This is a genomic window from Proteus sp. G2626 (genome assembly GCF_009915985.1).
Classification (GTDB): Bacteria; Pseudomonadota; Gammaproteobacteria; order Enterobacterales; family Enterobacteriaceae; genus Proteus; species Proteus vulgaris.
This window is the reverse complement of sequence record NZ_JAABNH010000002.1, coordinates 69,003-91,548: the sequence shown is the minus strand read 5'-3', so window position 1 is coordinate 91,548 and position 22,546 is coordinate 69,003. Positions and strand designations below refer to the sequence as shown.

General features: G+C 40.9%; 21 protein-coding genes and 3 tRNA genes. 4 read left to right on the top strand and 20 right to left on the bottom strand.

What is annotated here, in order from left to right; genetic code table 11:
* Positions 1-31: 31 nt before the first annotated feature.
* Positions 32-700, top strand: a complete 669-nt coding sequence (locus tag GWJ05_RS00725) for a LysM-like peptidoglycan-binding domain-containing protein (protein ID WP_103005240.1) — start codon at positions 32-34, stop codon at positions 698-700.
* A gap of 87 nt (positions 701-787) precedes the next feature.
* Here GWJ05_RS00725 and rplI read toward each other — a convergent pair whose 3' ends face one another.
* The 16 genes from rplI to tsaE all read right to left on the bottom strand — a co-directional run bounded on the left by rplI (position 788) and on the right by tsaE (position 17,270).
* Entirely contained in the window at positions 788-1,237 is a 450-nt protein-coding gene (rplI, locus tag GWJ05_RS00720; protein ID WP_023583606.1) for a 50S ribosomal protein L9, read from the bottom strand.
* Between the two features lie 40 nt (positions 1,238-1,277).
* Entirely contained in the window at positions 1,278-1,505 is a 228-nt protein-coding gene (gene rpsR, locus GWJ05_RS00715) for a 30S ribosomal protein S18 (RefSeq protein WP_000135199.1), read from the bottom strand.
* Positions 1,506-1,509: 4 nt separating this feature from the next.
* Positions 1,510-1,830 carry a primosomal replication protein N gene (priB, locus tag GWJ05_RS00710; protein WP_036939458.1) on the bottom strand — a complete coding sequence of 107 codons (321 nt, stop codon included), beginning with the start codon at positions 1,828-1,830 and terminating at the stop codon, positions 1,510-1,512.
* Positions 1,831-1,838: 8 nt separating this feature from the next.
* Positions 1,839-2,237 carry a 30S ribosomal protein S6 gene (gene rpsF, locus GWJ05_RS00705; RefSeq protein WP_036939461.1) on the bottom strand — a complete coding sequence of 133 codons (399 nt, stop codon included), beginning with the start codon at positions 2,235-2,237 and terminating at the stop codon, positions 1,839-1,841.
* 163 nt (positions 2,238-2,400) lie between these two features.
* A complete protein-coding gene (gene rlmB / locus GWJ05_RS00700) occupies positions 2,401-3,144 on the bottom strand; it encodes a 23S rRNA (guanosine(2251)-2'-O)-methyltransferase RlmB (protein WP_036939464.1) in 744 nt (247 codons plus the stop codon).
* Between the two features lie 88 nt (positions 3,145-3,232).
* Positions 3,233-5,722: a ribonuclease R gene (rnr, locus tag GWJ05_RS00695; protein ID WP_036939467.1), complete on the bottom strand. Its 2,490-nt coding sequence runs from the start codon at positions 5,720-5,722 to the stop codon at positions 3,233-3,235.
* Positions 5,723-5,761: 39 nt separating this feature from the next.
* Positions 5,762-6,190 (bottom strand): nitric oxide-sensing transcriptional repressor NsrR, encoded by a 429-nt coding sequence (gene nsrR, locus GWJ05_RS00690; protein ID WP_036939470.1) that lies wholly within the window; start codon positions 6,188-6,190, stop codon positions 5,762-5,764.
* Positions 6,191-6,618: 428 nt separating this feature from the next.
* Complete coding sequence (locus GWJ05_RS00685) at positions 6,619-7,917, bottom strand: adenylosuccinate synthase (RefSeq protein ID WP_036939472.1); 1,299 nt, start codon at positions 7,915-7,917, stop codon at positions 6,619-6,621.
* A 454-nt stretch (positions 7,918-8,371) separates the two neighbouring features.
* Positions 8,372-9,376 carry a protease modulator HflC gene (hflC, locus tag GWJ05_RS00680; RefSeq protein ID WP_036939475.1) on the bottom strand — a complete coding sequence of 335 codons (1,005 nt, stop codon included), beginning with the start codon at positions 9,374-9,376 and terminating at the stop codon, positions 8,372-8,374.
* A 2-nt stretch (positions 9,377-9,378) separates the two neighbouring features.
* Positions 9,379-10,653, bottom strand: coding sequence for an FtsH protease activity modulator HflK (hflK, locus tag GWJ05_RS00675; RefSeq protein ID WP_052038568.1), 1,275 nt, complete (start codon positions 10,651-10,653; stop codon positions 9,379-9,381).
* A gap of 92 nt (positions 10,654-10,745) precedes the next feature.
* Positions 10,746-12,029: a ribosome rescue GTPase HflX gene (hflX, locus tag GWJ05_RS00670; protein WP_036939477.1), complete on the bottom strand. Its 1,284-nt coding sequence runs from the start codon at positions 12,027-12,029 to the stop codon at positions 10,746-10,748.
* A gap of 94 nt (positions 12,030-12,123) precedes the next feature.
* Positions 12,124-12,411 (bottom strand): RNA chaperone Hfq, encoded by a 288-nt coding sequence (hfq, locus tag GWJ05_RS00665; protein WP_036939480.1) that lies wholly within the window; start codon positions 12,409-12,411, stop codon positions 12,124-12,126.
* A gap of 109 nt (positions 12,412-12,520) precedes the next feature.
* Positions 12,521-13,462: a tRNA (adenosine(37)-N6)-dimethylallyltransferase MiaA gene (miaA, locus tag GWJ05_RS00660; RefSeq protein WP_161680881.1), complete on the bottom strand. Its 942-nt coding sequence runs from the start codon at positions 13,460-13,462 to the stop codon at positions 12,521-12,523.
* Positions 13,431-15,443 (bottom strand): DNA mismatch repair endonuclease MutL, encoded by a 2,013-nt coding sequence (gene mutL / locus GWJ05_RS00655; RefSeq protein ID WP_036939486.1) that lies wholly within the window; start codon positions 15,441-15,443, stop codon positions 13,431-13,433. The genes miaA and mutL overlap by 32 nt, the downstream gene beginning before the upstream one ends.
* Before the next feature lie 23 nt (positions 15,444-15,466).
* Positions 15,467-16,789 carry an N-acetylmuramoyl-L-alanine amidase gene (locus tag GWJ05_RS00650; RefSeq protein ID WP_036939488.1) on the bottom strand — a complete coding sequence of 441 codons (1,323 nt, stop codon included), beginning with the start codon at positions 16,787-16,789 and terminating at the stop codon, positions 15,467-15,469.
* Positions 16,790-16,802: 13 nt separating this feature from the next.
* Positions 16,803-17,270, bottom strand: a complete 468-nt coding sequence (gene tsaE / locus GWJ05_RS00645) for a tRNA (adenosine(37)-N6)-threonylcarbamoyltransferase complex ATPase subunit type 1 TsaE (RefSeq protein WP_036939835.1) — start codon at positions 17,268-17,270, stop codon at positions 16,803-16,805.
* A 224-nt stretch (positions 17,271-17,494) separates the two neighbouring features.
* On the opposite strand from tsaE, the gene queG reads away from it, so the two are divergent.
* Positions 17,495-18,649: a tRNA epoxyqueuosine(34) reductase QueG gene (gene queG, locus GWJ05_RS00640; protein ID WP_087803777.1), complete on the top strand. Its 1,155-nt coding sequence runs from the start codon at positions 17,495-17,497 to the stop codon at positions 18,647-18,649.
* A 716-nt stretch (positions 18,650-19,365) separates the two neighbouring features.
* Here the strand turns inward: queG and GWJ05_RS00635 are convergent.
* From GWJ05_RS00635 to orn, 4 genes are all read right to left on the bottom strand, one after another.
* A tRNA-Gly gene (locus GWJ05_RS00635) sits at positions 19,366-19,441 on the bottom strand.
* Between the two features lie 35 nt (positions 19,442-19,476).
* A tRNA-Gly gene (locus GWJ05_RS00630) sits at positions 19,477-19,552 on the bottom strand.
* 35 nt (positions 19,553-19,587) lie between these two features.
* A tRNA-Gly gene (locus GWJ05_RS00625) sits at positions 19,588-19,663 on the bottom strand.
* A 166-nt stretch (positions 19,664-19,829) separates the two neighbouring features.
* Positions 19,830-20,375, bottom strand: coding sequence for an oligoribonuclease (orn, locus tag GWJ05_RS00620; RefSeq protein ID WP_036939493.1), 546 nt, complete (start codon positions 20,373-20,375; stop codon positions 19,830-19,832).
* Between the two features lie 116 nt (positions 20,376-20,491).
* On the opposite strand from orn, the gene rsgA reads away from it, so the two are divergent.
* Entirely contained in the window at positions 20,492-21,550 is a 1,059-nt protein-coding gene (gene rsgA / locus GWJ05_RS00615; protein WP_161680879.1) for a small ribosomal subunit biogenesis GTPase RsgA, read from the top strand.
* A gap of 88 nt (positions 21,551-21,638) precedes the next feature.
* A complete protein-coding gene (gene asd / locus GWJ05_RS00610) occupies positions 21,639-22,535 on the top strand; it encodes an archaetidylserine decarboxylase (protein WP_087803778.1) in 897 nt (298 codons plus the stop codon).
* Positions 22,536-22,546 lie beyond the last annotated feature (11 nt).

Below are 22,546 nucleotides of genomic sequence, written 5' to 3'. Positions count from 1 at the left end.
CTGAAAAGAATTCAGGGAGCAGGTTAGGATCATGGTTCGTGCTAGTATGGCTACAAGGAATAAAAAAGATGTTACAGCAATTCATAATACTGATTCACAGATCAATAATGAGGTGAATATGGGCAAATTCCCTGGCTTACATCGTCGAGCAATACTGGTTATTGCCGTAGTTTTGTTGGTCGTGTTTTTTTGGCCGACAAGTGAAAATAATGGTGAGCCACCTCAACCGTCATCATCAACACAAGATCTTCCTGTGCCAATTGCACCCTCAGTCACTAACGAAACGCCAATTTATCAGGCACCGATCCCTCAAGCTCAAGATAGCTTAGATGCCGATCAAGGAACAGAGAGCCCCAGTGAACACTCAACGGCAAACAATATAGATGAAAACGTTGATCAAACAGCGCAACCACAAGAGTCTGCTTCAACATCCACACAAAAATGGCAAACATATACCATTAAAGAAGGGCAAACCTTAGCGCAGCTCTTTAGAGATAATCAACTTCCAGTAAATGATGCTTTCTCTATGGCAAAATCAGAAGATCAACAGAAATCATTAAGCCAATTACGTTCAGGGCAGGCGATTCGATTACAGCGTAGTCCACAAGGTGATGTCAGTATGCTAGAAGTGACAAACAGCGCAGGTACCGTCATTACTTATACACGCTTAAGCGATGGAAGTTATTATCGCACGCCATAGACTATGGTAAAAAAACTTAAATTTATTCAAAAAAAACGCCAGCTAAGCTGGCGTTTTCCTTATCAACATTCACTGTTTAATCAAAGATTATTCAGCAACGATGATAACATTCAGTTCAGCGAATACGTCACTGTGAACTTGGAAGTGAACTTCGTGGTCACCAGTAGTACGCAGAACGCCATTTGGCAGGCGAACTTCGCTTTTGCACATTTCAACGCCAGCTGCAGTTACTGCATCAGCGATGTCACGAGTACCGATTGAACCAAACAGTTTACCTTCGTCACCCGCTTTAGAGCTGATAGTGACAGAACCCAGTGCATTGATTTTCGCTGCACGAGCTTCAGCTGCTGCTAAAGTTTCAGCTAATTTAGCTTCTAACTCAGCACGACGCGCTTCGAAAAACTCAATGTTTTTCTTAGTCGCAGAAACAGCTTTACCCTGTGGGATTAAATAGTTACGAGCATAGCCCGATTTTACGTTAACCTGATCACCCAGGCTACCCAGATTCGCTACTTTATCAAGCAGAATAATTTGCATTACCTTATCCTCTACAAGTCATTAATGGACTATATACCTATTACTGATGACGATCAGTATAAGGTAATAAAGACAGGTAGCGTGCGCGCTTGATAGCACGAGCCAGCTGACGCTGGTATTTTGCACGAGTACCGGTGATACGACTTGGTACAATTTTACCACTTTCAGTGATATAGTTTTTCAGCGTAGCGATATCTTTATAATCGATCTCTTGTACGCCTTCTGCTGTGAAACGGCAGAACTTACGACGACGGAAATAACGTGCCATATGGCTAGTCTCCAGAATCTATCAATTCAATCTGCTCGGCATGAAGCACCAATTTAAACAGTCCATTTCGCGCCTGATGGCTACTAATGAATCCTGAAACGGTGATTTGGCTGCCGACCGTTATACTGTGAGTAACTGCTTGTAACGCTTTCCCGCTAGCAATAATGGGCATTCGACACCATGATTGTCTCTTTAATCCCGCCTCTTCTTGCATTGAACGATGTTCAATAACAAATTGACAGTGCGGGATCCCTGCGGGGCTAACTTTTCGTATTAATGCTTTGCACACTGTGCCAGTTAGCACCAAATGATTATTAGCCGTCACAGCACTAATTACTCTGCAGAATCCTCTGCTACATCATCAACTTCATCTTCATCATCAAGGTCATCAGCGATATCACGACGGCGTTCGTCTTTTGCTTTAACCATTGGAGAAGCTTCAGTTACTGCGTGTTTAGTACGCATGATCATGTTGCGGAGAACGGCATCGTTGAAACGGAAAGTAGTTTCCAGTTCATCAATCACTTCCTGCGGAGCTTCAACGTTCATCAGAACATAGTGTGCTTTGTGCAGTTTGTTGATTGGATAAGCTAATTGACGACGACCCCAGTCTTCTAGACGGTGGATCTGACCATTTGCATTAGTGATAGCGGTTTTATAACGCTCGATCATGCCCGGAACTTGTTCGCTCTGGTCAGGATGAACCATAAAAACGATTTCGTAATGACGCATTTGATATTGCTCCTTACGGATTTATCAGCCTCCTGTCAGGGTCAGTCACCACCCATGGAGGCAAGGAACTTGTTTAAGTTGTGACTGAAAAAATTGACGCGTAACTATACCCCCGCGGTCAATAAAACTCAAGGGAGTATAGACAATAAAATAAATTAAGCAGTTATTTCACAGAAATACGCTGACGCATTGCTTCAAATAAGCACACACCCGTTGCGACAGAAACGTTGAGCGAGGACACCGTTCCAGCCATTGGAATACTAATCAACTCATCACAATGTTCACGTGTTAAACGGCGCATGCCTTCACCTTCTGCGCCCATCACCAGAGCCATAGGGCCTGTGAGTTTGCTTTGATATAAGGTGTGATCTGCTTCCCCTGCTGTGCCAACAATCCAAATGTTCTCTTCTTGCAGAAAACGCAATGTACGGGCTAGGTTAGTCACTTTAATTAAAGGAACACTTTCTGCCGCACCACAAGCCACTTTTTTAGCCGTTGCATTTAACTGTGCTGAGCGATCTTTCGGAACGATAACAGCATGCACACCAGCCGCATCTGCGCTACGTAAACAAGCACCTAAATTATGGGGATCAGTAACACCATCTAGCACTAATAAGAAAGGTGTACCAACTGTAGCTAATAAGTCTGGTAAATCTTGTTCTTGATACTGACGACCTGGTTTTACTTTAGCAATAATTCCTTGGTGAACAGCCCCCTCTGTTTGGCTATCTAACCACTGACGATTAGCGACTTGAACTAAAACCCCTTGGGCTTCCAATTCATGAATAACGGGGGTTAAACGGCGATCTTCACGCCCTTTTAATACATAAACTTCTTTGAATCGTGCAGGATCACGCTCAAGCAATGCTTTTACTGCGTGAATACCATAAATAATTTCTTCGCTCATAGCGGTGCTTACTCATTAAAAAATAAAAGGCACAAAACAGATAAAAGGCGGAGTTTCCGCCTTTTAACAAGAACCAGAAAAACAAATCTTATGCTTTATCGCGTTTGGCTGCGCGCTTAGCTTTAAGTTTTGCCTCTATCTTTTTGGTTTGTGATGATGCTTTCTTACGTTTGCTACTCGCTTTATCTTTCGCAACTTGGTCTTTTACAGCTTTGTCTTTGCTCGCATGACTTCGAGCTGATTTGCCTTTTTTAAAGGCGCTATCAGGCTCAAAGTTTTTATCTTTACTTGCATCACGACGTCGAGACTTGCTAGAACTTGCGTTTTTCTTGTCTTTTTCGCCTTTTAACCCACGAACTCGTGCTGTTTTACCTGGGTTACGTGCGGTGCGTGTTGTTGAAATTAAGGAGAAGTCGATAGTACGTTCATCCATGCTCACAGCTTCAACTTTAACTTCAACTTCATCACCAAGACGATAGACTTGTCCTGAAGACTCACCAATCAAGCGTTGCCCTACATTATCATACTGATAATAATCATTATTTAATGTAGAAACATGCACTAAACCATCGATAAACAGGTCATTTAAACGAACAAAGAAACCAAAGCCCGTTACGCTGGTGATAATACCCGTAAATTGTTGACCTATTTGATCCAGCATAAAATCACATTTCAGCCAATCAGCCACATCTCGTGTGGCCTCATCAGCACGGCGTTCTGTTAAAGAACAGTGCTCACCTAATTGCAACATGGTGTCCATATCGCTATGGTAACCCCCTGTTGGCGTCCAACGCTGTGATCCATGACCTTCTTGTTTTGCAATTTGATATTTAATTGCTCGGTGCAAAGCTAAATCAGGATAACGACGAATTGGTGAGGTAAAATGTGCATAAGATTTTAGCGCTAAGCCGAAGTGCCCGCGATTTTCAGGATCGTAAATCGCCTGTTTCATAGAGCGTAAGATCATCGTTTGTAGCATTTCACGGTCAGGTCTGTCTTCAACCTCTTTCATGACACGCGCATAATCTGCAGGCTCTGGTGTTAATCCACCCGGCAATGTTAAACCTAATTCATTAAAGACTGAACGTAGATTCAATACGCTCTCTTCTTTTGGTTTATCATGAATACGGTATAACGCAGGTTCTTCGTTTTTCTCAACAAATCGAGCAGCCGCGATATTCGCTAAGATCATGCACTCTTCAATTAATTTATGTGCATCATTACGAATAACAGGCTCAATACGCTCAATACGGCGCTCTGCATTAAAGATAAATTTCGCTTCTTCTGATTCAAATCCAATCGCACCACGCTGTTGACGTGCCTTATCAAGCGCTTGATATAATTCATAAAGATGCTCAATATCTTGAACAATAGGCTTATAGTGTTCACGTAGCTCTTCATCACCTTGAATAATTTTCCATACTTTGGTGTATGTCATTCGTGCATGAGAGCTCATCACTGCTTCATAGAATCTATAAGAAGACAGACGACCTTGCTCAGAAACGGTCATCTCACAAACCATACATAAACGGTCAACTTGTGGGTTTAGTGAACACAGTCCATTGGACAGGACTTCTGGCAACATGGGGACAACTTGAGAAGGGAAATAAACAGAGTTTCCTCGACTACGCGCTTCTGTATCTAATGCCGTTTGTGGACGTACATAGTAACTAACATCAGCAATTGCGACCCATAAACGCCAACCACCGCCTTTTTTACGTTGGCAGTACACCGCGTCATCGAAATCTCGTGCATCTTCACCGTCAATGGTAATTAAAGGCAAGCCACGTAAATCAACACGGCCTTCTTTGGCTGATTCAGGCACTTCTTCTTTTAAATCAGCAACTTCTTTTGTGACTTTTGCTGGCCATGTATACGGAATTTCATGAGTACGTAATGCGATTTCTACTGCAATACCTGTTCCCATCGCCTCACCTAAAATTTCGACAATACGACCTACGGCTTGAGTCCGTCGCGTTGGTCTTGTAGTGACTTCAACCACTACCACATTCCCCATACGCGCACCCATGATATCTTCTTTAGGAATAAGAATATCAAAACTTAAACGACTGTCATCCGGTACAACAAATCCCATACCAGATTCAATAAAATAGCGACCAACAATTTGGTTATTTCTTGGTTCAATAACACGTACTACGCGACCTTCACGACGACCTTTTCTATCCATCCCTAAAGGTTGGGCCAGAATAACATCGCCGTGCATGGTTTTTTTCATTTCATCTTGAGAAAGATAAAGATCATCTTTTTGACCTTCTGCGCGTAAAAAACCATAACCGTCACGGTGACCAATTACTTTGCCTTTCCATAAATCAAGACGTTCAGGTAATGCATAGCACTGGCGACGAGTAAAAACTAATTGACCATCACGCTCCATCGCTCGTAAACGACGACGTAACGCTTCTAGATCTTCTTCACTCGAAATTTTTAACGCCTGTGCTAAATCTTCACGGCTCATTGGTGCCGTGCGCTTTTTCATTTCTTCTAAAATATATTCGCGACTAGCAATTGGAGAGGCGTATTTTTCTGCTTCTCTATCCTGAAAAGGATCTTTTGACATTATGACCTCCAAGCTATCAGATTTGATGAAATAGTAGACTCAAACATCTTCTAATAACAATTTATATAAGGAGCTATTGTTTTCAACTAGCTCTGCGAGTGTGTGACGGTCTAACTCTTTCAAAAACTGCTCAATCGCCTGATTTAACACCAGTTTTAATCGACAAGCTGGGGTAATGTGACAAAACTCAGCGCTACAGTTTACTAATGAAAGTGGCTCTAAAGCACGGACAACATCACCAACAATGATGTCTGTTGCAGGCTTTCCTAAACGGATCCCTCCATTTTTACCACGAATAGCCTCAACAAAACCTAAATGGCTAAGTTGATTGATAATTTTCACCATATGGTTACGTGAGACACCATAGACTTGCGTCACTTCTGTGATACTTGTCATTTTGCCTTCTGGCAGTGAAGCCATATATATCAATGCTCGCAATCCATAATCTGTAAAACTGGTTAATTGCACAATGACCTCTGAAAAGTGGTTTTCCCTATTAAGTTCATTAAGGGATAAGTAATTATTAATGAGAATATCATTTTATTAAGCAATATTATGTTTAATTTTTGGACATTTAGCAAAGATATACTCAAAAGCGAGTTATTTCCGTCTCTCACTTGACTATTCACAAAATAATAGCGACATCACAAACAAAGAAAAAGCGATACTGTCGGTTTTCAACAGATCGCTTTTTTATTTTTAGCATTTCAACAATAATATTGTCTTATTGTTTTTACTCGTTACCAATAAAACAGAAGCAAAACCGAGTGTAAAGCTGTCTTATCTTAATGTATGTAACGCGTATTTTTATCTTCAATTCACTAACGAATAGATACGAAAAAATCGCCCCTGTCATTTTCAGGGACGATTTTCACATCAAACCAATTTAATACAGATTATGCATCAAATGGATGACGGAGAATGATAGTTTCTGAGCGATCTGGGCCCGTAGAAACGATATCAACAGGAACACCTGTTAACTCTTCTACACGTTTGATGTAGTTCAGCGCAGCTTGTGGCAGTTGAGCGTGATCTTTCACACCAAAAGTGCTTTCGTTCCAACCCGGCATGGATTCATAGATAGGCTCGATCCCTTCCCAATCATCAGCTGCTAAAGGTGTTGTATCGATCACTTCACCATTGGGTAAGCGGTAACCTACGCACAGTTTCACTTCTTTTAAACCATCTAACACATCCAGTTTAGTCATGCAGAAACCAGACAGTGAGTTGATTTGAACAGCGCGACGGATGGCGATGATATCTAACCAACCAGTACGACGGCTACGACCTGTTGTAGCACCAAATTCTTGGCCTTTCTCACGTAGGAAGTCACCCACTTCATCAAATAATTCAGTTGGGAATGGACCTGCACCAACACGAGTAGAGTAAGCCTTGATGATCCCTAATACATAACCCACATAGCGAGGGCCTAAACCGGATCCCGTAGCCACACCACCTGCTGTTGTGTTTGAAGAGGTTACATACGGATAAGTACCGTGGTCGATGTCTAATAAAGTACCTTGTGCCCCTTCAAACATCACTAACTCACCGTTTTGCGTTGCTTTGTACAGTAAGTCAGAAACATCAACAACCATACCTGTCAGAATATCAGCAATTGCCATGATATCATCTAAGGTTTTTTGGTAATCAACAGGTTCAACTTTATAGTAGTTCACCAGTTGGAAGTTATGATATTCGATGATTTCTTTGAGTTTTTGTGCAAACGCTTTTTTATCAAACAGATCGCCTACACGTAAACCACGACGAGCCACTTTATCTTCGTAAGCAGGACCAATACCACGACCTGTTGTACCAATAGCTTTCTCGCCACGCGCTTTCTCACGCGCATTATCTAATGCGATATGATAAGGAAGGATTAATGGGCAAGCTTCAGACAGAAGTAAACGTGAACGAACAGGAATGCCACGTTCTTCAAGTTGAGTCATTTCCTTCATCAGCGCTTCTGGTGATAAAACGACACCGTTTGCTATGATGCTAACAACATTTTCACGGAGAATGCCTGATGGGATTAAATGAAGAACGGTTTTTTCACCGTCGATGACTAGAGTGTGACCTGCGTTATGGCCACCTTGGTAGCGAACAACATATTTAGCGCGTTCTGTCAGCAAATCGACTATCTTGCCTTTGCCTTCGTCACCCCACTGGGTGCCCAATACGACAACGTTATTACTCATTTCAAAATACACTCGGTTGCTTAAAAAAGGATTCTACCATCTCAAATCAAGAGTTACAGTAGATTTTATCTAATTATGTCATCCCCGCTTTTAAGCAATAGGTTATCTTGCCATTGTCAATATTTTTGCCCGAAAAATCTGCACCACAAACGTATTGTGACTTTTATCAACGATTTTGATCGCAAAAATAGGAAGCAGAGTGACATAAAAGTGAAAATGGCGAAGAAGACGCTTCGGAATTGCCGAAGGTTTATCTTGAAATGCAATTTTCACTTTATACTATCCCAGCTAAAACCATTTTGGAAACCATTAAGCATAAATTTTCATCTTTTTATGTACAGTTTTTTATTTCTTAAACAATTTATTAGTTTTATCTTATTGATTTCAAAAAAAATCCCCCACTTTTTAAGGTGGAGGATTTTATTATTTATCTAAACGGTTTAACGTATTTAGCTTACTCTTCAAGCGCTCTCGCTTTTGTTGGAGCTTTCATATAGCGTAAGAAATCGCTATCTGGGCTTAGCACTAAGACGTCATTACCGTCTTGGTTAAAGCTCTTCTCATAAGCACGTAAGCTACGAATAAAGGCATAGAAGTCAGGATCTTGACTGAACGCATCAGCAAACAGTTTTGTTGCTTGAGCATCACCTTCACCGCGAAGGCGTAACGATTCACGCTCAGACTCAGCTAACGTTTCTGTAACGGTCTTATCAGCCGCTGCGCGAATTTTCACTGCTTGCTCTTGACCTTGTGAGCGGTGGCGACGAGCGACAGCTTCACGTTCTGCACGCATACGTTGGTAAATCGCCTCAGAAACTTCCATAGGCAGGTTGATTTGCTTAATTCGAACATCAATGACTTCAATACCTAATGCCGCCATACTGTTCATATTGATAGCAGGAGCTTGACCTTTAGTTTCTTCAGCCACTTTCTTCGCAGCAATGGCAATCGCATCATCAGCAGCACTTGTGTCGCGAGAAGGTGTACCTTCATTCAGTGCATTACGAACATCAATAGTTAAACGACCTCGAGAATCCGTAATAATTTGGTTTACGCTCATACGACCAATCTCAGAACGTAAACGGTCACTGAATTTACGACGCAGTAAAGTTTCAGCTTGTGTTGTATTACCACCCCCCGTTGCCAGATAGTAAGTACTGAAATCACTGATACGCCATTTTAGATAAGAATCGACTAATAAGTCTTTATTCTCACCTGATAAGAAGCGGTCTTGCTGGATATTCATAGTTTGAATACGCGCATCCAGTTTTTTCACATTCTCAATGAATGGGATTTTAAAATGAAGACCTGGCTCATAAACAACAGGTTTATTTTCAGCATCACGTACAACTTTGGCAAAGCGTAAGATGATACCACGCTCATATTGTTGGACGACAAACACAGAGGAGTACAACAACGCTAAAATAATAACTGCAACAACAGCGATAACTTTACGCATGATTATTGTCCCCCTTGATTATTGCCATAAGGCTGACCATAACCGCCATTATTACTACCATATCCACCATTACCATAAGTCGTTGTTGCAGGTTTTTGTGTTGGTGCTGGATTTACAGTTGGAGCAGGTGCAGGCATACGAGTTGGCGCCTCATGGGTATTTGATACTCCCGATTGAGATGGCTGACGTAACATTTGCTCTAAGGGCAACACTAACATGCTGTTACCTTTATCATTAGCAATGACCTTACGTGTTTTCGATAGCACTTTTTCCATTGTTTCAATGTACAGACGCTCGCGAGTAATATCGGGAGCTGCACGATATTCAGGTAAGATTTTAGCGAAACTCGCCACCTCACCTTCAGCTCTCATCACCACACTGGTTTTATATGCTGTTGCTTCTTCAATCATACGTTGAGCGTTACCTTTAGCGAGCGGTAACACTTCGTTTTTATAAGCTTCAGCTTGACGAATTGTTTTTTGTTCTTCTTCACGAGCGGCAATTACGTCATCAAATGCCGCTTTTACAGCTTCTGGTGGGCGAGCAACTTGGAAGTTGACGTCCACAATCGAGATACCCATGTTATAAGGGCGGATAGTCTCTTCTAATTCTTGACGCGTCTGGTCACGAATTTCTGAACGGTTTGAAGTCAGAATTTTTTCCATTTCTGAACGACCAATCACTCCACGTACAGCACTGTCAGTTGCTTGACCTAAGCTGTTAATAGGTGTAGTGAGGTTAAACAGAAATGTTTCTGGATCAGAGACAACGTACTGCACGTTTATCTCAACTTGAACCATATTTTCATCTGACGTTAACATCATGCCACCCGTCGTTAAATCACGGATAGTTTTCACGTTAACAGGCTGAACTTCATCAACAAAAGTCGGCTTCCAGTTCAGGCCAGGTTCAACGATTTGGTAAAATTTACCAAAACGAGTTACTACACCCTGTTCTGCTTCTTTAATGGTATAAAAACCACTTGCAGCCCAAACTACGACAACCGCACCTAATGCAAGAGAAATCAGAAGATTTCCAGCATTACCACGAGGTCCGCCATTTTGCCCAGAAGAGGAGTTCCCACCTTTTTTACCGCCGAAACCACCGAGTTTTTCACTCAGTTTACGGAACATATCATCGAGATCTGATGCTCCACGATTCCGACCTCCTTGATTGCCGTTGGAGTTACCGTTACCATCGCCATTATTATTGCCGCTGTTTCGGTTACCCCACGGGTCGCGGTCTTGTCCGTTGTTACCGGGCTGATTCCACGCCATGTTCTAGCTCCATTATTATGATTAGATTTATCAGGCTTAAGAGCCGATTTCGTCGCCAGCTCTCAGTTAATGTTCTTTTTTATGGCCGAATATCAGACCACGTAATCCAATAAATTGGGTTCCTGCTTGCAAAGGCGATGCCAGTCTACCATAGGCATACGTATGATTAGCCCAACTTTACCGTCTTTTTCAATCCATTCGCGTTCTATGGACTGTAATTGATAAAAACGACTACGCAAGCGCCCTGTCTCTTCTGGCGGTAAACGTAATTCAAAGTGTGCGATCTCACCTGAAAGACGTTCTGTCAACGCCTGATATAACAGAGGAATACCTTCGCCTGTTTGTGCTGAAACCCAAACCCTAACGGGTAAGTTTTCTTCATTTCGATCAATTCTTGGGGTGAAGTTTTCAAGAAGATCAATTTTGTTCATGACATGCAGTGTCGGTATTTCTTGAGCATCTATCTCTTCTAATACACGCTCAACTGCATGAATATTATCCTCAAAACGACTATCAGCTGCATCAATAACATGAAGAAGTAAAGTAGCTTCTCGTGTTTCTTGTAAAGTAGCTTTAAAAGCAGCAACAAGATCATGAGGTAAATGTCGAATAAAACCAACAGTATCCGCTAATACAACCGTACCCACATCATCGACTTGAATACGTCTTAGTGTCGGATCCAATGTTGCAAAGAGCTGATCTGCCGCATACACATCTGAACAGGTAATATGATTAAATAAACTCGATTTCCCTGCATTCGTGTAGCCAACAAGGGATAATGTTGGAATATCAGCTTTACTTCGCGCTTGTCGTCCTTGTTCACGCTGACGCTCAACCCTACCCAATCGCATTAGAATTTGACTAATTTTACCTCGGAGTAAGCGACGGTCTGTTTCTAGCTGAGTTTCACCTGGTCCTCGTAACCCAATCCCCCCTTTTTGTCTTTCAAGGTGAGTCCACCCTCTGACTAAACGAGTTGATAAGTGACGTAACTGGGCGAGTTCTACCTGTAGTTTTCCTTCATGGGTTCTTGCTCTTTGTGCAAAAATATCCAGGATAACTCCCGTACGATCAACCACACGGCATTCACAAAGTCTTTCCAGATTTCGTTCTTGTGCAGGTGTCAGTGCATGATTAAATAAAACAACATCTGCACCACTTGCTTTTACAGCTTCGGCAATTTCTTCTGCCTTACCTTCACCCACATAATATTTAGGATGAGGCGCTTTACGATTTCCTGTAATAATTTGAACTGGCTTAACACCCGCAGATGTCACCAAAGATTCAAATTCTTGCAAATCATCAATGTCCTTTTCTTGAGAAAAGAATACGTGCACTAAAACGGCTAATTCGCCACCTTCATAACGATCAAACAAAGGCGAAACCTCTTGGACTTTATAAAAACAGGAAAAAACATAGGTAAAGTCTCCCTACCTATGTTTTTCTTATATCAAGAATAATATTAGATAATTATTCCGCAACATCATCCTGCTGAGTAGCACTACCAGTGTAATTTGTGCCTGCTTGGTTAGTACCTGTATTACTATGATGAGAAACAGGACGCGAAGGCACCACGGTAGAGATAGCATGTTTGTATACCATCTGACTTACTGTGTTTTTCAGCAAAATAACAAATTGGTCAAAAGATTCGATCTGACCCTGCAATTTAATACCGTTTACCAAATAGATAGAAACGGGAACCCTTTCACGACGTAATGCGTTCAGGAAAGGATCTTGCAAAGATTGCCCCTTAGCCATTCTATGTTTTCCTTATTTTGTTGTTTTATATTAGAACCCAATTGGTTCGAAAAATGAACTACTCAAAAATTGCGCTTTGGCAACTATCAATTTTACACAAACCTACCATCTATGCACTAACTACCTGCAAAACAATGTCAAGAGATTGTTTCTGATCTTCACTATCAAGCCAGTGAATATTATTCCAGCCTCTTAACCAGGTGATTTGTCGCTTTGCTAATTGCCGGGTAGCACAGATCCCTCGATAAACCATCTCATCATAATCTATTTCACCAGATAAATATGACCACATCTGGCGATAGCCGACACAACGTACAGAAGGTAGATCTTCATGCAGATCGCCCCGTTCATATAATGATCTTACTTCATCTTCAAATCCACACGTTAACATCTGTTTAAAACGTGCTTCAATGCGTTGGTGAAGAACATTTCTATCTTTCGGAGCAATCGCAAATTGATAAACATCATAAGGTAAAGATTCACCTGATATTTTAGTCAACTCTGTCATTGTCTTACCTGAAATCAGGTAAACTTCTAATGCACGCGAAAGCCGTTGAGGGTCATTAGGATGTATCCGTTGTGCTGCTACGGGATCCACTAATGATAACTCTTTATGTATTGCTTCCCATCCTTGCTCCGTTGCTTTTTTCTCTATTTCAGCACGAACATCTGGATTAGCGCTGGGTAAAGGCGATAGGCCTTCAAGTAACGCTTTAAAATATAGCATAGTCCCACCCACTAATAGTGGAATTCGCCCAGCGGCCGTAATTTCTTCCATTGCATTTAATGCATCTCGGCGAAAATCTGCTACTGAGTAGGGTAATGCCGGGTCTAGAATATCAATTAATCGATGTGGCGCCAGCGATTGCTCTGCCACATCTGGCTTTGCTGTGCCAATATCCATACCACGATAGATAAGAGCTGAATCCACGCTAATAATATCTACAGGCAGTTTTTGTCTTAGTGCAATTGCTAATGCTGTTTTACCTGATGCTGTAGGTCCCATTAGAAAAATTGCTTTAGGTTTTATTTGCGTGTTTACTTCGCTCATTATTTAGTGCCGCTACCACCGGTTGTAATTCGATTAATTGTAATAAGTTTTTTGCTGGCTGTCTGACATATTGAGGACAAAGCCTTTCAATATCAGCCAATAATCCTACTGCTTGAGCTTGCGACCATTGCGTCTGCTCTGCACCTATTTGTTTTGCAAACCATTGTCCGAGTTGTTGCTCGGTACAAGATTGTTCAACTGACAAATAGCCTAATAATGCTGTCAGTAACACAGGTAAATTTTGCTGGCGCAAAGGCAACGACACTGCATGTATTGTTGCTTTACCGTGAGAAATTTCGATAACGATCCCGAAATGACTGATTAGCGATTGAAACTGATTGAATATTCTTATTTCTTCTTTGCTCAATGCTAATTTTAACGGCACTAACAAAGGTTGAGGTTTCAATGTTTCATCTTTAGGCAGTAATTGCGCACATTTTAGCAGAAAATCAGCTTCTTCCAATGATAATAGCCCAAGACCTTGTGAAGACTCTATTAACGCATATTTCTGCTGATAAATTGCCAATACTCGCCCAAAAGTATAATCAGTTTGCCCCTCTTTCGTATTGACAGAATAAGGCATCACCGACATCACATCTTTTTCAATAAGATTAGTTGTATGAACGATTTCACCTAAATTCAATGGGGCGCGTTCAGGAAATAACGGTATTTTCTCTTTATTCTTTGATAAGGATGCACTTTCTTGCATCATTTTTTGATAAAGAGCGCCTTGTGTGCGTTGATAACTTTCACCAAACTGACGACGCTCTCCAACTTGAGAGGTCTGTTTTTGATGATGATTGCTATTACACTCTCGTGCACGGTGTTGGTATGAAGATGACTTATTTGAGCTAGGTTGAACGTCGGGCGTTTGATATGGCTGAGAAAATACGTTTTCGCCTGCAACTTGACGGTTTTCAGGAAAGTTTAACGCAATTTCGTTTTCTTCTTCGTTATCTGATATCAGTGATAAAGGTTCTTGTGTCACTTGTCTTAAAACACTCAATACACCTTGATAGATAAAATCGTGCACTAGGCGGGACTCATGAAAACGAACTTCATGTTTAGCGGGATGGACGTTAACATCAACTTGGTGAGGGTTAACGCTGAGATAGAGAACATATGAAGGTTGTTGCTCTCCTTGTAAATACCCTTCGTAAGCTTGGCGAATAGCATGGTTAATCAACCTATCACGCATCATTCGCCCATTAACATAGCAATATTGAATTTCACTACTTTGCACTGGAGATAAAGGGTGTTCCACCCAACCTTTTATTGCCAAATCACCATGTTCCCACGTTAAATGCATTGATTGGTTAACAAAGTTATTACCACAAATTGCACTCAAACGCCGATTTTGCTGACTTTCATCTTTTACTGCTCGGTATTGACGAACACGTTTGCCATTATGAGTAAGATTAATAGAGACATCAAAACGTGATAACGCAATTCGGCGAACCACTTCATCAATATGTGCAAATTCTGTTTTTTCAGTGCGTAAAAATTTACGTCTTGCTGGCGTGTTATAAAATAGATCAAGCACTTCAACCGTGCTTCCTACAGGATGAGCGGCAGGTTTAATGGTAACCGCCATCTCTCGGCCTTCAGCATAAGCTTGCCACGCTTCATCTTGAGATTGGGTACGTGATGTCAGTGTTAAACGAGAAACAGAGCTGATACTGGCTAATGCTTCTCCGCGGAACCCCATACTCATTATGGCTTCGAGATCATCAAGACTCGATATCTTGCTTGTTGCATGGCGAGCAAGTGCTAACTTCAAATCATCGCGATTGATACCGCACCCATTATCACGTATACGGATAAGCTTGGCACCACCTTTATCAATATCAATATCAATTGTGGTCGCACCTGCATCTAAACTGTTTTCCAGCAACTCTTTGACGACAGAGGCTGGTCTTTCAACAACTTCCCCTGCGGCAATTTGGTTTGCAAGCTGAGGAGGTAATAAATTTATCGCCATTACCTTTATTCCATTTTACTCAATCACTTAGGAGCATTTTGTAAAGGGTGGGCCAGAAAATAATTTCTTAACCCTGCATGAATAGAAGTGGCCAGTTTCTCTTGATAAGCATCAGAAATTAGTAACTGCTCTTCAGAAGCATGACTAATAAACCCCGTTTCAACTAAAATCGAAGGGATATCCGGTGAACGTAACACGCCTAAACTCGCATGTTCTGGTGTCTTTTTATGTAGTGAACCGACTTTCCTAAGTTCAGATAATACTGCAACCGCGACGTCATAACCTACTCGCTGTGAATTACCAAACTGCAAATCAAGTACTGTTTGACTTAAATAAGGATCAGCCCCCTCGGATAACGCATCACCTGCACCACCGAGTAATTCTGATTGTTTTTCACTTTGTTCAAGCCACTTACCTAATTCACTATTTGCACGGCGATTAGAAAGTACCCACACGGAAGCCCCTCTTGCACTACGATTTGGCGCCGAATCTGCATGAATAGACACGAGCATATTTGCACTTTGCTTGCGTGCAACTTCAGAACGCCCCGCAACCGAAATAAAATAATCACCGTTACGCGTTAAAACAGGTTTAAACATAGGATCATTATGTAAACGAGCTTCTAATTTTCTTGCCACACTCAGCGTTACGTCTTTCTCACGATTACCTTTTTGACCAATCGCGCCAGGATCTTGTCCACCATGGCCAGCATCTATCGCAATAATAATTTGGCGAGAGCCCGTTTGTGGTTTTGATGGTGTAGAGCGTGGTTTTGCAATAGGGACAATTGGCGTCTCATCTGTTTTTGGCTTGGTAACTAATGGTGCCATTTCCCTATTGGAATTTGATGCGGTCACTGTTGTTGGCGGTGATAAGGCAATTACACTTACAGTTGGTTGAGCATGACTATTTTGTCGAGCACTCATCGCCTTGATAGTAAGTACTAACTTATAATTACCACTTGTATTCTTCAAGCTCTCCGTGACCATAACAGGTTGAGCGAGCTCCAGCACTATACTTTGGTATTGGTTATCTTTAGATTGCGTTGAGCGAATCTTATGAACTAATTGCTCACTCCCTAATGTTGCAGGTAAACCAGTGATTTTTGTACTCTGCTTAAAATCCATCACTAAACGATCAGGGCTTTTTAATGAATAATATCGATAACGAGGCTTCCCATCACTAAAAGAGAATGTAAGGGTTGTTACTGAACGACCATTTTCTGCTTTTACTTCTGTCACAGTGGAAGCTTGTGCCACTTGCACAAAAAACAAAGAAAAAACAACCAACAGAAAGGCAACCAAATAGCGCTGACTTTGACTCACAATGGTGATGAGGCTCGACATAATCAATATTCCTTTATGCGGACTGAATACGGGATAAAACAGTATTCCCTCTCTGTGAAAGGGCAACAAAACGCGCTTTTCGACCTTCATCTTCGTAGCTTAAATGAAGTTCTAAATCTGCGTTAGGCAAAAAACCTTCACCTTGAGATGGCCATTCAATAAGGCATAATGCATCTTGCTCAAAATAATCCCGTATTCCCATAAATTCTAACTCTTCAGCGGATGCTAAACGATAGAGATCAAAATGATAAACAGGGTTTGGCGAGAGCATATAAGGCTCAACTAATGTATATGTTGGACTTTTAACATGGCCTTTATGTCCAAGAGCTTGCAAGAACCCTCGACTAAAGGTTGTTTTTCCAGCGCCCAGATCGCCATATAAATAAATGATCAATCCACTCTGGTTAGTCGCCGTGGCAACAGTGCGCCCAAGTTCAACTGTTGCCGCTTCATCTTCTAATGTAACAACCCATTCTTTCATATTTATATAATCTATTGTTAATTTATAACAGCTTAGTAAAGTAAGATCGTTGGAAAACATCAAATACTAAGCTTTTTATATTTTCCTAAGGCAAATAGTTATCGAAATCACTATCAAATAACCATACCATAAATCTATTTATTGCGAGGATTTTTCCTATAGCCTCACTATGATACACTGCGCGCTCTTAGGACTCACCTCTTACCTATTGATTCGGTTTATTCATGTCATCACTCGATCTTAATCTTCTTGCTCAAAACATTAAATTATGGGGTTCTGAGCTAGGTTTTCAACAAACTGGGATATGTGATACTGACTTATCACTTGAAGAGCCTCGCTTACAAGCTTGGTTAGATAAGCAATATCATGGCGAAATGGCATGGATGGCTAAATATGGCATGACACGCGCAAGACCCCATGAACTGGTTCCTGGTACATTACGTGTTATTAGCGTGAGGATGAATTACCTCCCTACAGACGCCGCTTTTGCGCGGACATTAAATAACCCAGAACAAGGCTATATCAGCCGTTATGCACTTGGTCGAGATTATCACAAAGTATTAAGGCAACGTCTTAAAAAACTCGGTGAGAAAATTACACAATATTGCCAACAATATGAATATCAAGGGGTCGTCAATTTCCGCCCTTTCGTTGATTCAGCGCCTATAATGGAACGCCCTTTAGCAGTTAAAGCTGGGCTTGGTTGGGTTGGTAAACACTCACTTGTTATCAATAATCAAGCTGGCTCTTGGTTCTTTCTGGGCGAATTACTGATTGATTTACCTTTACCCACAGATAGCCCTGTCGAAGAGCAATGCGGTAAATGTGTCGCCTGCATGACAACGTGCCCGACTGGCGCGATTGTTGCTCCTTATACTATCGATGCACGGCGATGTATTTCTTATCTCACTATTGAGCTTGATGGCGCTATTCCTGAAGAATTTCGTCCATTAATGGGTAATCGTATCTATGGTTGTGATGATTGCCAGCTTATCTGCCCTTGGAATCGTTTCTCATCATTGACAGATGAAGCTGATTTTTCCCCCCGTCGAGCACTTCACACTCCTGAATTACTCGATCTTTTTCAATGGAGTGAAGATAAATTTCTGCGTATCACAGAGGGTTCACCGATCCGTCGTATTGGCTATTTACGTTGGCTTAGAAATATTAGTGTGGCGTTAGGAAATGCACCTTACCAAGATAAAATTATACTTGCTTTGCAAGAACGCTTTGGATTGAGTGATGTTTTAGATGAACATTTAAATTGGGCGATTGCACAACAGACAGCGAAGCGAAATGAAAAAGAGGTAAAAATACAAACTTCACAACAAAAACGTCTAGTAAGAGCAATAACTAAAGGTTTACCTAGAGATGCTTAAGTTTTAACAGAATAAACATATAACGAGTAATCTTTAATTTCATCTGTGAATAAAATAAAAATCCCTTGCCTATCAACATGAAAAAAAAATTCAAGCGAACTAAGACCCAAATTTAAAAAAATTAAAATAAACTTATTTATCAAATAGATATAAAATCCTATTGATTTATTAAAGAGAACAATATCCTTATCACTTAATGATAGGTACTTGTGGATAACTCTGTGCAGTAAAAAAATAAATAGCGCTCGGATGCGGTGGTTATTAGTATCTCACTGTGGATAAAGTGATTCAGGAAGATTTTAAGAATAGTAGAATATATATCAGTTTTTTTTAGAGAAAAGCCTGAAAAACACTTTTCTTTTTCTAAAATACTATTCAATACATGTTTAACAGTATAAAGGTCTAAAACCTAAAAAATGAACTTGCCTCTAGTCTCCCCTCTAAATGAGGAAAGGCGCACATTCTAGTGCTGTCAAAATAGAAAAGCAAGCAAAGATCAAAGATAGATCACAAAAAAATAGCTTGATCTTACATGCAGTAACAGTATTTTCTTTTTTGAGCAAAAATCCCCCACACTCCTTTTACGTGTATTAAGTAAAATGCCTTAATCTGCATCCTAAAACAGTGTAGTCCATATTTAAAAAAGCGAGAGAAAAAACTTAAAATTTCTTTATGAGGATTAAAAATGAGATTTGGTAAAGAAGAAGAGAAAAATTTGGAGCGGGAAACGAGACTCGAACTCGCGACCCCAACCTTGGCAAGGTTGTGCTCTACCAACTGAGCTATTCCCGCATTTGGTAAGTTTTGACAATGATGAGTGAAAGATTTGGAGCGGGAAACGAGACTCGAACTCGCGACCCCAACCTTGGCAAGGTTGTGCTCTACCAACTGAGCTATTCCCGCATCACATAATACTACTCACCATTGTTAAGAAAGATTGGAGCGGGAAACGAGACTCGAACTCGCGACCCCAACCTTGGCAAGGTTGTGCTCTACCAACTGAGCTATTCCCGCATCTTTCTTATACCTGTACAAACGAAATTCTTCATCGGTACGGGAAGCGCATTATACGAGAAAAATGCTTAACCGCAAGCCCTTATCAACAAAAAAATACGTTTTTTTGATTGCATGCCGATAAAATCATCATAATGATGCAATATCAATCATGAGTGCATATTTTTTACTCTTTAATAAAGGTCTTACGGTAATAGTCTAGCTCTGCAATAGATTCACGAATATCATCTAATGCTTGATGCGTATTCTTTTTCTCAAAACCGTCTAAAATTTCAGGCTTCCAACGACGCGCTAACTCTTTTAATGTACTGACATCAAGATAACGGTAGTGAAAATATTGCTCTAGCTCCGGCATATAACGGTACAGAAAACGTCGGTCTTGGCCCACACTATTACCACAAATAGGTGACACCCCTTTTGGGACCCATTTTTCTAGGAATTCAATTGTCGCTTTTTGTGCTGAATTATCATCATATTGACTGGCTCTCACTCGCTCAATCAAACCACTGCCTGTATGAGTGCGAGTATTCCATTCATCCATTAAACTCAGTTGTTCATCAGATTGGTGTACAGCAATTACGGGACCTTCGGCTAAAATATTAAGTTGAGGATCTGTCACAATGGTGGCAATTTCGATGATACGGTCACATTCAGGATCAAGACCGGTCATTTCCAGATCTATCCAGATCAGATTGTTCTCGCTTTTTGACATAATATATCCTAGCTGTTTCTAAGTGTGAGACATGATATTTTAGCGTTTATCATAGCGCGTTTACTCAATAAGCACGACAGAAGAACATCTAACCGAATAAATACAAGTGAGGATCGGTGACAAAACGTAAATTATCTAAAGGCCAGCAACGCCGAGTACAAGAAAATCATAAAAAGCGTTTGCAGAGCAAAGAGAAAAAAAATCACGTTGAATTAGACGATACGCAATTAGGCGAAGCGTCCGAAGGTTTAGTGATCAGCCGTTTTGGTCAACATGCTGACATCGAAGCGACTGACGGCACGATTACTCGATGCAATATCCGGCGCACAATTTCATCACTGGTAACAGGTGATAAAGTTGTTTGGCGTCCTGCGCTACAAACACAAGAAAATGTCCGCGTAAATGGTATTGTTGAAGCAGTACATGAACGTACCTCTGTACTAACACGCCCTGACTATTATGACGGCATTAAACCTATTGCGGCTAATATTGACCAAATTATTATTGTTTCCGCTATTTTGCCTGAGCTTTCTTTAAATATTATTGACCGTTACCTTGTCGCTTGTGAGACTTTAAATGTTGAACCGCTGATTGTGCTCAATAAAATTGATATGTTAGATGAAGAAAGTCGTAAAACAGTCAGTGAATGGATGCAAACTTATAAAGATATTGGTTATCGTGTTCTGGAAGTCTCTAGCTATAGCAAAGAAGGATTAGACGCACTGACTCAAGAACTTATTGGACGTATTTCTATTTTTGCAGGGCAATCTGGTGTTGGAAAATCAAGTTTACTAAATACTCTTTTACCACCAATGGAAGAAAGTATTGTTGTTAATCAAGTCTCTGATAACTCTGGCTTAGGCCAACATACCACAACTGCATCGCGCCTTTACCATTTCCCACAAGGCGGAGATATCATTGACTCTCCAGGTGTACGTGAATTTGGCTTATGGCATTTAACACCCGACCAAGTAACAAAAGGGTTTATTGAATTTAGGCCATACCTTGGGGGATGCAAATTCCGCGATTGTAAGCACTTAGACGATCCGGGTTGCTTAATCAGTGAGGCTGTAAATAACGGAGAAATATCAGAAACACGCTTTGAAAATTATCATCGTATTTTAGAAAGTATGAGTCAGGTGAAAGTTCGTAAGAACATTAATTTAGACTCTTAATAATTGATTCACTGACAACCCTATTAAGGGTGGGTACAATAGACCCCTTTTGTCTATTTTTTATCGTTTAATCCCAGAGGTTGCCATTTTGGACAAGCTAAAAATTAAACTACAGTATTTATTGCCTAAATTATGGCTCACACAGCTAGCAGGTTGGTTTGCAAACAAAAAAGCGGGTGCAATCACCCAGTTTGTTATTAAAGCCTTTGCAAAAGCCTACAAAGTCGATATGAATGAAGCGAAAGACAGTCAGTTTCATGCTTATTCAACCTTCAATGAGTTCTTTATTCGAGCTTTAAAAGACGGTGTTCGCCCTATTGTTGAAGGTGATGATAAACTTGCATTACCCGCAGATGGCGCTGTCAGTCAACTTGGTCTTATTCAAGACGATCAAATTCTGCAAGCTAAAGGGCATCATTATACCCTTGAAGCGTTACTTGCGGGTAATTTTATGTTGGCAGATAAATTCCGTAATGGTCAATTTATCACCACTTATCTTTCACCTCGTGATTACCACCGTGTTCACATGCCTTGTGATGGTTTATTAAAAGAGATGATTTATGTTCCGGGTGATCTCTTCTCGGTTAATCCATTAACAGCAGCTAATGTGCCTAACTTATTTGCACGCAATGAACGCATTATTTGTCTTTTTGAAACACAATTTGGCCCAATGATACAAATTCTGGTCGGTGCAACCATTGTGGGTAGTATTGAAACGATCTGGTGTGGCATGGTAACACCTCCTCGTGAAGGTATTATTAAGCGTTGGACTTACCCTCAAGCAGACAAAGCAGGAGCGATATTCTTGAAAAAAGGGGAAGAAATGGGCCGATTTAAGTTGGGCTCAACGGTCATCAATCTTTTCCCTGAAAATACCGTTCAGCTGAATAAAGATCTTATGAATGGTTCCATTACATTAATGGGGGAACAACTTGGTTCCATCATCAATGTCGTGGGCAATGACAACATGGCCATCAGTGAATAACACGTAATTCG